This window comes from Ensifer sp. ENS06 (assembly GCF_014852205.1).
GTDB classification, from domain to species: domain Bacteria; phylum Pseudomonadota; class Alphaproteobacteria; order Rhizobiales; family Rhizobiaceae; genus Ensifer; species Ensifer adhaerens.
This window is the reverse complement of the sequence record NZ_JACVBC010000004.1, coordinates 186,004-199,332: the sequence shown is the minus strand read 5'-3', so window position 1 is coordinate 199,332 and position 13,329 is coordinate 186,004. Positions and strand designations below refer to the sequence as shown.

Genomic DNA, 13,329 nt, shown 5'->3' with positions numbered 1-13,329 from the left:
GAAGCTCCGCCTGGTCGACCATGAATTCGCTGTGGAGGTCGTCTCATGCAACTTACCTCGGAAACGCCCGGGTGGCATCGCGCCCGCTACGGAGCTTTGGCGCGCAGGGCGGACCTAGCTTGACTCTGCGTTCGTTCTTGTTCGCATCGTGCGGCTAGCCTGCATGAGCACATCGAAGACACTTGAAGGAGCCGCGATGCCCAGAAACTGGGGCGTCTGATCGAGGGAGGGAACCCAAGCCGACATCGCCCGATCGCCAGAAAGACTTGCGGTTGGCCCAAAGCGAATATCACCACGCGCCCCTCCGTCACCAATCAAGTTTATTTCAGGTAGACGGTCCAGTCCGATGGACGTGAAGCTCGCGAACGGTCCTTTTCGGACGATCAGGACCCGCTGATCGGTCACGGCATAAACAGTCCGCTTCCTGAGCCAAGCATCCACGGCGAAGCGCCCGGCAAATATGAAAAGCCCTATAGCAAGGAACATTGTGCCCCAAAGGCGAAAAAAAACCGGAGCACCATTGGAAATGGCAGTCCATAGCCAGAAGAGGGTGAAGGACAGCCAGACCGTGCTAAACGGAATGAGGAGAGCGTCGCGACTCGTGAATAGTATCCCCTGCGCCGGAGAACCTTCCCAAAGAACGCGTTCCCCGGGCATAAGTTTGGTCCTGATTTCTAGCCCGCTCAAAGTGCGCACCTCCGTAAGCAATGAATCAATCATAACTTGAATTAGTGACTACTTAAACGGGTGTGCAGAACATTTTGTGACTGGCGCAAAGGCCGTACTAGGACGCGACCGTTGCCACCGAAGCCCACCGTCGCGCCGAAGAGTTCAACGCCCTAGACGCCATCGTGCCGTTTGATCGCCACAATCAGCTCGCCGCGCTGCTGAGGGACGATGAAGCCCCGACGCTCGAGCATCTCGCGGGCGAAGGCATGGGCGATAACACGCTGAGGGCGCTCGCCTCCGACCACGGGCATCTTGCGGCCTGGTGCCGGCTCACCACTGGCTCCCCTCCCCTGCTGCTGAAATTCGTCGTCCACCATCTCTGGGACCCTGGCCGGCGCGCGGAAGATCCAAGCCACGGCATGCCGGTCGAGGTTGTGACTAGCTTGGGGACCGGGCGGCTCTTGCGCGCCGACGGGCCGCATGCCTTCGCAACCTTGCGACGCCGACTGACGAGTTGGTCGATCCTGACCCGCTGGCGCGGTCTCACAGGGGCTTTCGGCGACTCCTCGTTCAAGTCGGCGCTGCGGTTTGCGGTCGCGCGAGCGTCCCGACCGCGGGCAACGAAGAGCAAGAAGGCGGTGGCAGAACTCCTCTCGGTCTGCGCCGTCGAGCGGTCAGCCGATCTGCGCGATCAGGCGCTGCTTGTGACCGCTTTCACCCCCGGCGGCCGACGCCGCTCCGAAGTGGCGGCGCTACATGTCGAGGACCAGCCCGACGAGGAGCCGACCCCGCCGATGCCGGCTCCCTCACCTTCCCTGCCTCTCAATCCGTCTCGGCCTCACGAAAACGACGACGAGTGAGGACAACGAACGAGTGGTTCTCATCGGGCGTCCGTAAGCGTCCGGTGATGGCGGTCGACTTGCTTTTGGTTACAGTGCTGCGATGACAATGTTGTTTTGGGAAAGGAGCGGCTTTGCGTCGGTCTATTTTATTACCGCTTTTATTTATCGTTGCCGCATGCCCGAGTTTTGGCCAAGGCCAAGCTGGGGAGAATACCAAACGCAATGAGTATCCGTTTCAATGCGGAGCGATGTTTGCGATCGTGGCTAAAGTGTATGAGGACGCCGGTGAGATCAGCAAATCGGCAGTTTACAAGGCCAAGTTCGAAAAACTCGCTTTGAAAGCAGAAGCGGATTTTGAGAAGTTTAACCGAACGAAGGCCGACGCAGAGGCATACATGCAAAAGCATGTCGATTCCTTAGCAGCCATAGCCGAGAAGGACGCCGACGTCCTGGTCAATTTCGCCCGCCGTTGTAACGAGCTTTTTCCAGATTAAAACTCTGCAGACTGTTTGCGTGGCAATCACGCGGCTGGCAATGAGCAATTCCAGGGCGGCAATTTCTCAACCCTGTTGATCGGATGGTTTGCGATGCGCGTGAGGATCTCGCGAAGATAGGCCTCAGGATCGAGACGTTGAGCTTCGCGTCCGCAGCTTCGATGTCTTTGCGCGGCACGTAAATTGCGATTGGGCACTTAATTTGAGAACCTGGCTTCGATTTTGGCACTTAATGTGAGAATCGCCACCGTGGAAACCATGGCTGCCCCAGGCCAAGCCTCATCAGAAAACCCCGAATATAACAGAAGGTTCTGGCCGGATCGCGCGGCGTCAACGGCCGAAAATCGCACCCAGAAATCTCAAATTGAGTGCCATCACCTGCCCAAGGGGCGCATTCTCGCGATTAACTGCCAAGCGACAGCTGCATCCGCAAGAGCGGCAATGGACGGATCGTCCGCAAGGGGGCATTGCCTTCTTTCTTTTTCGGATAGAGGACGAGAAAGAGGTCCGCTAGAAAATCAGCGCGTTTATCTTTGGGTATTGACGATATTGGTGGTGCGGATGCCGTTTGGCCGGCGGGTGGCCCACCCAGGACTGGGCTGCCGCCACTGGGTGCTTTCGGTCGGTCCAATATACGAGGCGCCAGAGTTCCGCAGGGACCCTAACCCGGCAAATCCAGGCGAGCCTCCCATACCCAGGAGCTTTGTTTCGGGCGCGAGCCCAGTTCCCAGCGGAAAGTGGGCGGCAACGTTCCCCCAGTAAACGGGCTCGTAGCCAATGTCGGCGCCATTTACAGCCAGCTTTCCATTAAGCCAGCGCCTGAACGGTTTCCCAAGTTCAACGCCTTGCTTCTCGTCACGCACCTTCACACCATGAACATAGATCACAGTCATGGAGAGTCCCCCGAGATGACACAATGATAGTGCAGCTACCCGCCTGAAGCGAGTTATTCTTTAGAATGCACTCATCAAGTAGGAAGACACGGTGGTTCCGATTCCAATCGTCGCTGACCAAATTTTGTATCTAATTTCTGGTCAGTAAGCGGGCCACGAGACGCCGGAAACGCCGGCAGGAGCGACCGCTCTTTTGGGCATCAGAGGAATTGGTCCAGAGTTCGCTACGATACTCTACACGGAAGGCCTGTTCCGACACTCAGCGGGAAATCCGCGATTGCGAGCGACAATGGTCGAGCTCGCCTGGCTATGGCTGCGGCATCAACCAAAGTCGGCGCTAACGATATGGTTCAAAGAGCGCATCACACGCAACAGCGGCCGCCTTAAAACGCCGATGATTGTAGCACTGGCTCGCAAGTTGCTGGTTGCTCTGTGGAAGTACGTGAGTTCCGGTGTCGTAATAGAGGGCGCGATCATGAAAAGCGCCTGAACGCAAACGCAGACACTATCGTCAGCACACTCATCCTCAGGGCCTGATCAGTCCTGACGGATCCAGGTGGACGGACCGGGAATCCTTTTGGCTCTCAAACGCCGATCTTGAGTTTGGTCCCGTTCTCCTGAGCCCGTGCCCGTCGAAAACGGGATAGTGGTGCAGCCGCCACGGACGGCGACCGAATGTGAGGTTGTACAGGCCCGCGAACGGGCCGGTAAGACTATGGGCTCAGACCGTGGATCCGCCAAAACGGAGAAGTTCGATGCCACTCGAATGACCAATTGACAAAGATCCTGATGTGAACGGATTCGAACCTGCCAAGCCGGTTTGCCTCATGATTAGGCCGATCGACGGTGACTAGGAAAGAAACCGACGGCAACCTCCTGACCGTCCCAGAATAGGAAACGGCAGCCTGTCCACGGCCGCCGTTTCGTGAGAAAATGGAGAAAACTGGAAGGACCCGCTCAACGGGTAAGCCGGGTCGGGCCCAGTCACGTTTCTGCCTGTCGAATAGATGGCCGCGGATCATGGAACTTCTCGTCGCCCTTGGCCTTATCGCCCTCAAGATCGCATTGCTCATCGCAATGCTTCTACTCTTGCCTTTGCCGCTGACCTGGCTGGAGCGAAAGATTGCCGGTCACATGCAGCAGCGCATGGGTCCGATGCGCGTGGGGTGGCACGGCCTGCTGCAGCCGGTGGCTGACGGTATCAAGCTCCTGACGAAAGAGGATCATATCCCTGCCGAGGCAGATCGCTTCCTATTCAAGCTGGCGCCGATCCTGGCGCTCGCTCCGCCCTTTGTGGTGTTTGTCGCGATCCCCTTCGGCGAGACCGTCTCAGTGCTCAATGCAGAGATCACGCTCTACGTTTCTAATCTGAATGTGGCATTGCTCTTCGTCTTCGCGGTGATCGGTCTGGAGGTCTATGGCGTCATCTTCGGCGGCTGGGCCGCCAACAGCAAATACGCCGTTCTCGGTAGCCTCAGGACCTGCGCACAGATGATCAGCTACGAAATCCCCATGGGTTTCGCAGTCATCGGCGTCGTGATGCTCGCACAGTCGATGAGCCTGGTGGACATCGTGCGCGCCCAGAGCGATCTCTGGAACATCGTCTATCAACCGATCGGGTTCTTCGTCTTCTTCGTTGCGGGATTGGCCGAAGCGCAGCGCATTCCCTTCGACCTGGCCGAAGCGGAAGGGGATCTCGGCGCCGGGTTCCATACCGAGTACAGCGGTATTCGTTTCGCGCTCTTCATGGTCAGCGAATACGTCATCGTGCTCCTGGTATCGGTCCTCTCCGTCATCCTGTTTTTTGGCGGCTGGAACGGTATTCTCATTCCGCTGCCGCCGCTTCTCTGGTTTGCGCTCAAGGTGGCATTCTTCATTTATGTGTTTATGTGGTTCCGTTTCACTTTGCCCCGCTATCGCTATGACCAACTGATGGCGATCGGATGGAAAGTCTTGCTTCCTCTGGCAATGGCGAACATAATTATCACTGGTATTGCTTTCACTTAGGAGCCAAGGCGGCTTGTCCACGCGCCTTCTAGGTTCGGTGTCGATCTGACGAAGATGCGTGTAGCAATCGAAGGGACTACAGCGACCCTCCCGCGTTGGAATAGACGCACGCCGCTGTAGAACGGCGCGACGATGTCACGCGTAGTCGACAGAGCTGGAACATGGATCGGCTGGGCGCTTTTTGCCGACCTGGCGAGCGCCTTTACGCTGACCTTTGGCTATATGTTCTCCAAGCCGGTGACCATGCAGTATCCGGACAAGGAGAAGTGGCTCCCCTATTCGCGCTATCGCGGCCATCACTTCCTCAAACGCGACGAAGAGGGCGAGATCAAGTGTGTCGCGTGCGAGCTTTGCGCTCGCATCTGCCCCTGCGACTGCATCGAAGTCGTTCCCTACGAGGACGAAAACGGCAACCGACACCCAGCAAAATTCGAGATCGACACGGCCCGGTGCCTGTTCTGCGGCCTGTGTGAAGACGCCTGCCCTGCGGACGCCATCGCACTTGGCCAGCAGTACGAATTCTCGAGTTTTTCGTCACGCGACCTCGTGATCGGACGCGACGATCTGCTCGAAAAACCTGGAAAGGCAATGACCGGCGGTGGTGTCGTCGCCGCACGCCTGAATACGGATGAGGACGTGCTGGTCGAAACGAGCGAACCGCGCGGATACAACTGGTGGCGCAATATCCGGCGAACGTGAGGAGCAGCAAACCGGGGCGCGCAGATAGGAGGCTCAGATGCTTGTCGGTGAAATCGTGAAGGATAAGGGTGCTGGAGTGATCGCAGTCGCTCCCGACCAGGCGATGGTGGAGATCCTGCGGCTCTTTCGTGACAACAATATCGGCTTCGTGGTCGTCAGCCACGCGCCCGGAAGGTACATGGGCACGGTCTCGGAACGGGATTGCTGCAATGCGCTTGCGGAATATGGGCCTGAGGCAGCGCTGATGCCGGTCGCCGAGATCATGAACCGCAACGTGGCGATCTGTTCGGCTGTCGATGGGCTGCCCCTGGTGATGTCGATCATGACCCAGAGACGGACACGTCATGTGCTGGTCATTGAGGAGGAGGCCATTGTCGGCGTCGTCAGCATCGGCGACGTGGTCAAGCACCGGCTCGACGAGGCGCAGCGCACGGAGCGGCACCTGCACGAATACATTGCCGGGGCCGGCTACCACTGAGAGTGGCTTTGCGCCCACAGGTCGGGACGCGGGCCTTGCAGGGGCCTCGCGCGCACATCCTCATGCTCCTCGCCAGACCCGGTTCGTGCCCTCGATTGCGTGCGCTGTTTCTGCCTTGTGAACCTTAACCGGACACGGGTATTCACCTCGCCTCATCAAGCTGTTGAGGCGAAGAGACCGATAGTTTTCGGGAACAAAGACGAGCCCCTTGGGAAACGGCCTTTCGACCTTGAGCTGCGCTACCAGTTCACCGCGGGTTGAACGAACGACCACCTGATCGCCGTCCGAAAGGCGAAGCTCGGCCGCATTCTCAGCGCTCATCGCCACATAGGGATCGTTGGCGACCGTGTTCAGGATCTCCGAACGCTCGGTCAGATAGCCATTGTGGAACAGACAGTTGCCGGTGACGAGCAGGAGCCCGTCGTGCGTCTGCGAAACGGTCGGCGGTGCATGGAAGGCGCCCGCCGGTGGCGTCGGGCCTTCTTTCGTGAAGGCACCGTCGGCACCAAGTCCGGTCCAGGTGAGCGCCTGATAGGCCGGTATCAGCCGGGCGATCTCATCGAAAAGCGCGACATGCGTCGAAGGCTGCAATATTTGGCCGCGCTCAGCTGCGACAAAATCGAAGATAGCGAGATTGCCCCGCGCCTCAAAGACTGGTTCCCGGAACTTGGCGACCTTTTGGATGCGACCTTCGTTGTTGGTAAAGCTGCCGGCCTCTTCACCGTAGCCCGCCGCTGGCAAGACGACCTCGGCCAGTGCGGCCGTCTCCGTAAGGAAACTGTCCTGGACGATCAAGAGACCAGCAGCACCAAGGGCCCGCGCCATGAACTCCCTGTCCGGATAGGCGATCAGGGGGTCGGTTCCGACAAGGTAGAGCGCGCCCATCTGCCCAGCGGCGCAGAGATCCAGGATCGCGTCGAGATCAGCACCCGGCCCATGGGGGATTTCGGCGGCCCAGTTCCGGGCAAGAGCGGCGCGCGCCGTCTCGTCGACAACCGGCTGCAGCCCCGGCAAACCGCTCGCCAGAGCCCCCATATCAAAGGCGCCCAGCTGGTTGGCGCGGTCGAAGAGGAACTGCAATGCTGGGGTCTTGCCGAGGAGGCGAAGCAGTTGCAAGAGATTGGTGAGCTGCTGCAACGCTCCCCGCGCGTCTGACAATCTCAGGAGGTCGACACCGACAAGCACGGTGACAGTGCCGCCTTCGTTAAGTGCTGCGGCCAGACGATCCGGTCCATCGCCGCCATTGCCAGCCACCGGGCCGCCGAGTGCCACTTTGATCTCTGCAAGAGCGTCACCTGACAGTTTCTCGCCGGCGGCCGCAGCAAGTCCGGCAACCACGGCTGCAAGGCTCGCGGCCTCTCCGCCGGGCGGCACACGAACCAGAGCCTTAGCATCGGCGTCGAGGCGGGACGGTCGCGTCGAGAGCATCAGTAATCCAGTCCCGCGCCGCCTGGCGGCATCCCTTAGAAGATATTCGGTAACCGGGTTTTCCTCGGTCACGTTGCCGCCGATGACAAGCACGCGATCGACGCCGATCACCTCCGTCAAAGGTGCACGACTGTAGCCTGCCATCAGCGGGGCGAGCGCGTCGAAGGGTGTGGACCAGCGCGACGAGCAGTCGATGTTGTTGGTCGCAAAGACCGTGCGCATGAGCTTCTGGAACTGATAGAGAACTTCATTGGGCAGGCGCGGCGAGACAAGTCCGCCGGAAGCCTTGCTTTCGACCGCTGCTAGCCGCCGGCGCAGATAGTCTCCTGCTTCGTCCCAGGAGACCGGCACAAGAGTGCCGTCGCGGCGGATCATCGGTCGTTTGATCCGATCATGCCCTTCGATGAAGTCAAGGCCGAAACGGCCGCGTGCGCAGAGCGTTTCGCGGTTGACGCCGTGTTCCTCCTTGGACCGGACACGCATGAATTCGCCCTTGCGCGCGCCGACGGTCAGCTGACATCCCGTGCCGCAATGCGGGCAGATCGTGTCGACCTCGGCGAGATCCCAGGGCCGAGCCTTATAGCGATAGGGAAAGCTCATCAGCGCGCCGACCGGACAGACTTCGATGCAGTTGCCACACTGGTCGCAACTGGCAAGACTGCCCTCAAACCCGGTGACGGCCGTATCCATGCCTTTCTCGACGGTCCCAAGGGCGACCGCGCCGACGACCTCCTCGCACATGCGCACGCAGCGCTGGCACTGGATACAGCGGTTGACGTTCATGATGACGACCGGGCTCAGGCGAATGTCGCGAGAATGGAAGACGCGCTTGGGATCGTGAAAGCGGCTTCTCCCCGGGCCATAGGCCATCACCATGTCCTGAAGCTCGCATTCGCCACCCTTGTCGCAGATCGGACAGTCGAGCGGGTGGTTGGCAAGCAGCATGTCCAGCATGGACGAACGTGTTTCATCAATCAGTGGCGTATCCGTTCGCACGACCATGCCTTCAGTGACGGCTGTGGCGCAGGACGGCTGTAGCCGCCGCAGTCCCTCGATCTCGATGAGACACATGCGGCAGGAGGCAAGCGGCGGCAGGCGCTTCAGGTAGCAGAAGGTCGGAATTTCGATGCCCAAGCGCTGAGCGGCCTGCAACACAGTCGAGCCGGCCGCAACTTCCAGTGTTTGCCCGTTGATCGTAACGCTCACCATGACTTACTCGCCCGCGCTAGAGCGCTCCTCAGTGGAACGGACACTTCCGCTCCTCGATATGGGCGACGAACTCCTCGCGGAAATGCGCAAGCGAGGCCCGCAACCCCATCGCAGCACCGTCACCCAAAGCACAAAACGTATTGCCGAAAATGCCCTTGCAGAGCATGTCCAGCTGCTCCATGTCGCCGGGGGCTCCCTCGCCCGCCTCGATCCGGCGCAGCACTTTCACAACCCAGTTCAACCCCTCGCGGCAGGGTGTGCACTTGCCGCAGGACTCGTGGTGAAAGAACTCGATGATGCGGGTGGCGACCTTGACCATGCAGGTCGTGTCGTCGACGACGATCACGCCTGCCGAACCCAGCATCGTGCCGGCAGCAGCAAGCGAGTCAAAGTCCATTCCGACGTCTAGCCCCTTCTCCGGGATCACCGGTGCGGAAACACCACCTGGTATTACCGCCTTGATCTTGCGACCGGCCGGCGGCCCGCCGGCATGGTCCTCGACCAGTTCTCGAAGCGGGATCCCCATCGGCAGTTCGTAAAGCCCGGGCATGCGCACCTGCCCGCTGACGCAGTAGAGCTTCGGGCCGGGGCTCTTTTCGGGTCCAATACCGCGGAACCAGTCAGGGCCGCGCGCCACGATATGCGGTACGCAGACCAGCGTCTCGACATTGTTGATGACAGTTGGGCTCGCATAGAGCCCCGCAACCGCCGGAAATGGCGGTTTCAGGCGCGGCTGCGCCCTCTTCCCCTCGAGGGAGTCGAGCATTGCGGTCTCTTCGCCACAGATATAGGCACCAGCACCGCAATGGACGTGGACGACGAAATTGAAGTCCGAGCCGAGTATCCGCGTTCCAAGATAGCCTTTGGCTTTGGCCTCGGCGATCGCCTGTTCCAGCCGCCTGATCGCCAGCACATACTCTCCGCGAACATAGACATAGGCGACCTCGGCTCCGATCGCATAGGCACTGATCGCCATGCCCTCGACCAACTGGTGCGGGTCGCGCTCCATGACGATCCGGTCCTTGAAGGTGCCAGGCTCCCCTTCGTCGGCGTTACAGCAGAGATACTTCGGCTTGTCGGCGCGCTTGGGGACGAAACTCCACTTCATACCGGTCGGAAACCCGGCTCCGCCGCGGCCACGCAGGTTCGACCGCTTGATGAGATCGATGATCTCGTCGGGCGTATGTTCCTTGAGGGCTTTGTGAAGCCCTCGGTAGCCGCCGCCGGCCTCATAGGTCGAAAGAAGATGTCCATCCTGCACGTTCACATTCTTCAGAAGAACCGGTTCGTACATGGTTATTCCCCCGGCGGTTCGACGGCCGCGAGATCGGCGCCGGCCGCGTGCGGAACCATGGCGCGCAGCCGGGCAAGGAGTGTGTCGATCCGCTCGATGTCGAGATTGCCGTGATAGTCGTCGCCGACCTGCATGACCGGAGCCATTTCACAGGCGCCTAGGCATTCGACCGTCGAGAGCGTGAACAGCCCATCCCCGGTCGTGCCTCCCTTCTTGATCCCGAGCACGTTCTCCAGATGCGTCAGCAGATCCTCGGATCGCCGCAGCATGCAGGAGACATTGTCGCAGAGTTGCAGATGGAACTTGCCCACCGGCTCAGTATGGAAGAGCGTGTAGAAGGTTGCGAGCTCGTAGACCCAGATCCGCTCGACGCCGAGGATTTCGGCGACCTCTTCCAGCACCGGGCCGGGCAGATGGCCATGTTCGCGCTGCGCGATCAAAAGTGCCGGCATGATCGCCGAGCGCTGGTCGGGATACCGCGCCGCCGCCTGTTCGATCTTCTCGCGCATCGCCATCACGTCCAAATCTCCGCTACTTGTCGACCTCCGCCATCACAGGATCGAGGCTGCCGAGCACGGCGATCATGTCCGCCAGATAGCGGGCGTTCGTGACGCCGAAAACGCCTTGAAGGTTGACGAACGAGGGTGCCCTAACCTTCATGCGGAACGGTTTCGGCGACCCGTCGCTGATGATGTAGAACCCAAGCTCCCCCTTGGGCGCTTCGATTGCCGAATAGACCTCGCCCTTCGGCACGCTGAAGCCATAGGCCGACAGGTCGAAATGCTGGATCAGGGCCTCCATCGAGCAATGCACGCGCTCCTTGTCGACGGGGAAGGCAATCGTCGGCATGTCGACCTGGAACGGCCCCTCGGGCATCTGCTCGATGCATTGTTCGATGATCCGCATGCTTTCACGCATCTCATCGACCCGGCAGCGCCAACGCGCATAACAATCGCCTTCGTCGCGCGTGATGACATTGAAATCGAGCCGGTCGTAGATCTCGTAGGGCTCGTCACGACGGATGTCCCAGTCGACGCCGGAAGCACGCAGGTTCGGACCGCTCAGGCCGAGATCGATGGCGTCTTCGGCGGTGATGACGCCGATCCCTTGGGTGCGTTTGAGGAACACCCGGTTGTCTTCGAGCAGCCGCTCATAGTCGCGGATCCGGTTTGGGAAGATGTCGCAGAACTCCCTGATCTTTGCGAAGAACCCGTCAGGCAGATCCTCGCGAACGCCACCGACCCGGCAGAAGGAGGTGTGCATGCGCGCACCGGTGACCATTTCGAGGAGATCCATGATCATTTCGCGCTCGCGCATGACGTAAAGCAGCGCGGTCATGGCACCGAGGTCCATCGGCAGCGCGCCGGTGATCAAAAGATGACCGGAGATGCGCGCGAGTTCCGCCATCATCACGCGGATATATTGCGCCCGGATCGGGGCCTCGATGCCGAGCAGCTTCTCCACCGCGAGCGCGAAGGCCAGGTTGTTCGAGGGCGGGCAGAGATAGTCGAGCCTGTCGGTCAGAGGGAAGATCTGCGTATAGGTAAAGCTTTCTGCCAGTTTTTCCGTGCCGCGATGCAGGTAGCCGATATGGGGGTCCACCCGCTTGACATACTCGCCGTCCAGTTCGAGCACGAGCCGGAGGACCCCATGGGTGCTGGGGTGTTGGGGTCCGAGATTGAGAAGCACTTCCTTGCTGTTGAGTGCTTCTCCTTCCGGCCTCGTGAGCTCGGTGACTTCGGTCATCTCAACTTTCCGGTATCGATCGGTCTCCCCGGTTCATGTGATTTCGGATCGGTCCAAAAGGAAACCGCCCGCACCTTTCCTCCTATGGAATGTTCCGGGTGGCGAGGTCGGGCTGGGTCGGCGGCGGACCTTCGGCCCCAAAGGGGTTCAGCTTGTCCTTGTATCCCTTAAGCGGGAAGTCCTTGCGCTGGGGAAAGCCCTCGAAGCCCTCCCACATATAGATCCGGCGCAAGTCAGGATGCCCCGTGAACCGGATGCCATACATGTCCCAGGCCTCGCGCTCATGCCAGTTGGCCGTGCGCCAGACCCCGGTGACCGAGGGAACCTCGGGCGGATCGCCAAGCCGACACTTGATGCGGACACGCCACCGATTGGGCAGCGAATAGAGATGGTACACCGCCTCAAAGCGCGGCGTTTCGGGATAATGGTCGACCCCGCAGATGTCGGAAAGGAAGTTGAACCTGAACTCGGGTTGGTCCTTCAGGAACCGGCAGAACTCGACGATCTTTTCGGGCGGAACCACGAAGACATCAATGCCATGCGCAGTTCCGAGATCCTCGATCGCTTCCCCGAAGCGCTCCAGGATCAAGGCGCGATTGAGAGACGGTTCGACACTCATGACGCCACCACCCGGTCGAGAGGCGTTCCGGCAAGCGCGCGGGACTTCTTGATCTTTTCTTGCAATAGCAGGAAGCCATGCATCAGCGCCTCGGGCCGTGGCGGACAGCCGGGCACGTGCACATCGACCGGCACAAAGGTTTCTGACCCTTGCACCACCGCATAGGTGTTATAGACGCCGCCTGAAATGGCGCAGGTCCCCATGGCGATCACCCAGCGCGGCTCTGGCATCTGGTCGTAAAGCCGGCGCACAACGGGCGCGAACTTGCGGGTCACCGTGCCGGCGATGATCATCACGTCAGACTGCCGCGGCGAAGGGCGAAACACCACGCCGAACCGGTCGAGGTCGTAGCGCGCGCAGCCCGCCGAGATCATTTCGATGGCACAGCAGGCGATGCCGAAGGTCTCGGGCCACAAGGCCGACCTTCGGCTCCAATTGATGACGCTCTCGGCCGTGGTGAACAGCACGCTGTCCTGGATGGTGTTTCCTACTCCTCCCATTCCAGCGCTCCCTTCAGCCAGGCGTAGGCAAAACCCACGAGAAGCAGCACGATGAAGACGAACATTTCGAGATAAGCGACGAGACCAATCTCTTTGAGAACGACTGCCCAGGGGAAGAGAAACATCGCCTCGACATCAAAGACGACCAGGAGGATCGCAAGGATGAAGAACTGCACCCTGAAGCGTCCCCCGGCTGCCTCGCCTGCCGGGTCCATTCCGCATTCATAGGGCATGTTCTTTTCGGGATAAGGATTGGACGGCCGCAACAGCGAGGAAACAAAAAGCGTCGCCCCCACCACCAGAACAATTCCGGCGATCATGAAAAGAACCGGCAGGAAATCCGCTGCAGACATATCGCGCAGCCCGGTCACCCATCGGGGACGTTGCTCAAGCCGCGATCGGCTCTTTCGGGCCGGTAACGCGGTCGCCCAGTAGAAGCGACTTTGGGCAT

13 protein-coding genes and 3 pseudogenes are annotated in these 13,329 nt (G+C 60.1%); 6 read left to right on the top strand and 10 right to left on the bottom strand.

What is annotated here, in order from left to right; genetic code table 11:
* Positions 1–114: 114 nt before the first annotated feature.
* The gene (locus tag IB279_RS36975; protein WP_063891176.1) at positions 115–687 is read right to left on the bottom strand and encodes a hypothetical protein; all 573 of its coding nucleotides are present in this window, start codon (positions 685–687) and stop codon (positions 115–117) included.
* Positions 688–848: 161 nt separating this feature from the next.
* On the opposite strand from IB279_RS36975, the pseudogene IB279_RS37200 reads away from it, so the two are divergent.
* Positions 849–1,563: pseudogene (locus tag IB279_RS37200) on the top strand (integrase); the annotation flags it as partial.
* Positions 1,564–1,642: 79 nt separating this feature from the next.
* Complete coding sequence (locus IB279_RS17775) at positions 1,643–2,005, top strand: hypothetical protein (RefSeq protein ID WP_192339453.1); 363 nt, start codon at positions 1,643–1,645, stop codon at positions 2,003–2,005.
* A gap of 26 nt (positions 2,006–2,031) precedes the next feature.
* On the opposite strand, the pseudogene IB279_RS37195 reads toward IB279_RS17775, so the two are convergent.
* Both IB279_RS37195 and IB279_RS17765 read right to left on the bottom strand, forming a co-directional pair.
* Positions 2,032–2,139: pseudogene (locus tag IB279_RS37195) on the bottom strand (transposase domain-containing protein); the annotation flags it as partial.
* 393 nt (positions 2,140–2,532) lie between these two features.
* Positions 2,533–2,898, bottom strand: a complete 366-nt coding sequence (locus IB279_RS17765) for a hypothetical protein (RefSeq protein WP_192339452.1) — start codon at positions 2,896–2,898, stop codon at positions 2,533–2,535.
* 166 nt (positions 2,899–3,064) lie between these two features.
* On the opposite strand from IB279_RS17765, the pseudogene IB279_RS17760 reads away from it, so the two are divergent.
* The 4 genes and pseudogenes from IB279_RS17760 to IB279_RS17745 all read left to right on the top strand — a co-directional run.
* Positions 3,065–3,388: pseudogene (locus tag IB279_RS17760) on the top strand (IS110 family transposase); the annotation flags it as partial.
* A 530-nt stretch (positions 3,389–3,918) separates the two neighbouring features.
* Positions 3,919–4,905, top strand: a complete 987-nt coding sequence (gene nuoH / locus IB279_RS17755; RefSeq protein WP_060607611.1) for an NADH-quinone oxidoreductase subunit NuoH — start codon at positions 3,919–3,921, stop codon at positions 4,903–4,905.
* 132 nt (positions 4,906–5,037) lie between these two features.
* Positions 5,038–5,604, top strand: coding sequence for an NADH-quinone oxidoreductase subunit I (locus IB279_RS17750; protein ID WP_060517290.1), 567 nt, complete (start codon positions 5,038–5,040; stop codon positions 5,602–5,604).
* Positions 5,605–5,641: 37 nt separating this feature from the next.
* On the top strand, positions 5,642–6,082 hold the full coding sequence (locus IB279_RS17745) for a CBS domain-containing protein (RefSeq protein ID WP_029742557.1): 441 nt from the start codon (positions 5,642–5,644) through the stop codon (positions 6,080–6,082).
* A 60-nt stretch (positions 6,083–6,142) separates the two neighbouring features.
* Here the strand turns inward: IB279_RS17745 and nuoG are convergent, their stop codons facing one another.
* The 7 genes from nuoG to IB279_RS17710 all read right to left on the bottom strand — a co-directional run bounded on the left by nuoG (position 6,143) and on the right by IB279_RS17710 (position 13,231).
* Complete coding sequence (nuoG, locus tag IB279_RS17740) at positions 6,143–8,719, bottom strand: NADH-quinone oxidoreductase subunit NuoG (protein WP_192339451.1); 2,577 nt, start codon at positions 8,717–8,719, stop codon at positions 6,143–6,145.
* A 28-nt stretch (positions 8,720–8,747) separates the two neighbouring features.
* Positions 8,748–10,013, bottom strand: a complete 1,266-nt coding sequence (gene nuoF / locus IB279_RS17735) for an NADH-quinone oxidoreductase subunit NuoF (RefSeq protein ID WP_113189415.1) — start codon at positions 10,011–10,013, stop codon at positions 8,748–8,750.
* 2 nt (positions 10,014–10,015) lie between these two features.
* A complete protein-coding gene (gene nuoE / locus IB279_RS17730) occupies positions 10,016–10,528 on the bottom strand; it encodes an NADH-quinone oxidoreductase subunit NuoE (protein WP_060517296.1) in 513 nt (170 codons plus the stop codon).
* 16 nt (positions 10,529–10,544) lie between these two features.
* Positions 10,545–11,759, bottom strand: a complete 1,215-nt coding sequence (gene nuoD / locus IB279_RS17725; RefSeq protein ID WP_113135617.1) for an NADH dehydrogenase (quinone) subunit D — start codon at positions 11,757–11,759, stop codon at positions 10,545–10,547.
* Between the two features lie 82 nt (positions 11,760–11,841).
* Positions 11,842–12,378 (bottom strand): NADH-quinone oxidoreductase subunit C, encoded by a 537-nt coding sequence (locus IB279_RS17720; RefSeq protein ID WP_029742552.1) that lies wholly within the window; start codon positions 12,376–12,378, stop codon positions 11,842–11,844.
* Complete coding sequence (locus IB279_RS17715; protein ID WP_192339450.1) at positions 12,375–12,878, bottom strand: NADH-quinone oxidoreductase subunit B family protein; 504 nt, start codon at positions 12,876–12,878, stop codon at positions 12,375–12,377. Before IB279_RS17715 ends, IB279_RS17720 begins: the two co-directional genes overlap by 4 nt.
* Complete coding sequence (locus tag IB279_RS17710; RefSeq protein ID WP_029742550.1) at positions 12,866–13,231, bottom strand: NADH-quinone oxidoreductase subunit A; 366 nt, start codon at positions 13,229–13,231, stop codon at positions 12,866–12,868. Before IB279_RS17710 ends, IB279_RS17715 begins: the two co-directional genes overlap by 13 nt.
* Positions 13,232–13,329 lie beyond the last annotated feature (98 nt).

Coding starts and splice junctions, on each gene's coding strand:
- nuoE (WP_060517296.1), bottom strand. CDS start 10,528: ATGGCGATGCGCGAGAAGATCGAACAGGCGGCGGCGCGGTATCCCGAC.
- IB279_RS17745 (WP_029742557.1), top strand. CDS start 5,642: ATGCTTGTCGGTGAAATCGTGAAGGATAAGGGTGCTGGAGTGATCGCA.
- IB279_RS17765 (WP_192339452.1), bottom strand. CDS start 2,898: ATGACTGTGATCTATGTTCATGGTGTGAAGGTGCGTGACGAGAAGCAA.
- nuoD (WP_113135617.1), bottom strand. CDS start 11,759: ATGACCGAAGTCACCGAGCTCACGAGGCCGGAAGGAGAAGCACTCAAC.
- nuoG (WP_192339451.1), bottom strand. CDS start 8,719: ATGGTGAGCGTTACGATCAACGGGCAAACACTGGAAGTTGCGGCCGGC.
- nuoH (WP_060607611.1), top strand. CDS start 3,919: ATGGAACTTCTCGTCGCCCTTGGCCTTATCGCCCTCAAGATCGCATTG.
- nuoF (WP_113189415.1), bottom strand. CDS start 10,013: ATGTACGAACCGGTTCTTCTGAAGAATGTGAACGTGCAGGATGGACAT.
- IB279_RS17750 (WP_060517290.1), top strand. CDS start 5,038: ATGTCACGCGTAGTCGACAGAGCTGGAACATGGATCGGCTGGGCGCTT.
- IB279_RS17715 (WP_192339450.1), bottom strand. CDS start 12,878: ATGGGAGGAGTAGGAAACACCATCCAGGACAGCGTGCTGTTCACCACG.
- IB279_RS17710 (WP_029742550.1), bottom strand. CDS start 13,231: ATGTCTGCAGCGGATTTCCTGCCGGTTCTTTTCATGATCGCCGGAATT.
- IB279_RS17720 (WP_029742552.1), bottom strand. CDS start 12,378: ATGAGTGTCGAACCGTCTCTCAATCGCGCCTTGATCCTGGAGCGCTTC.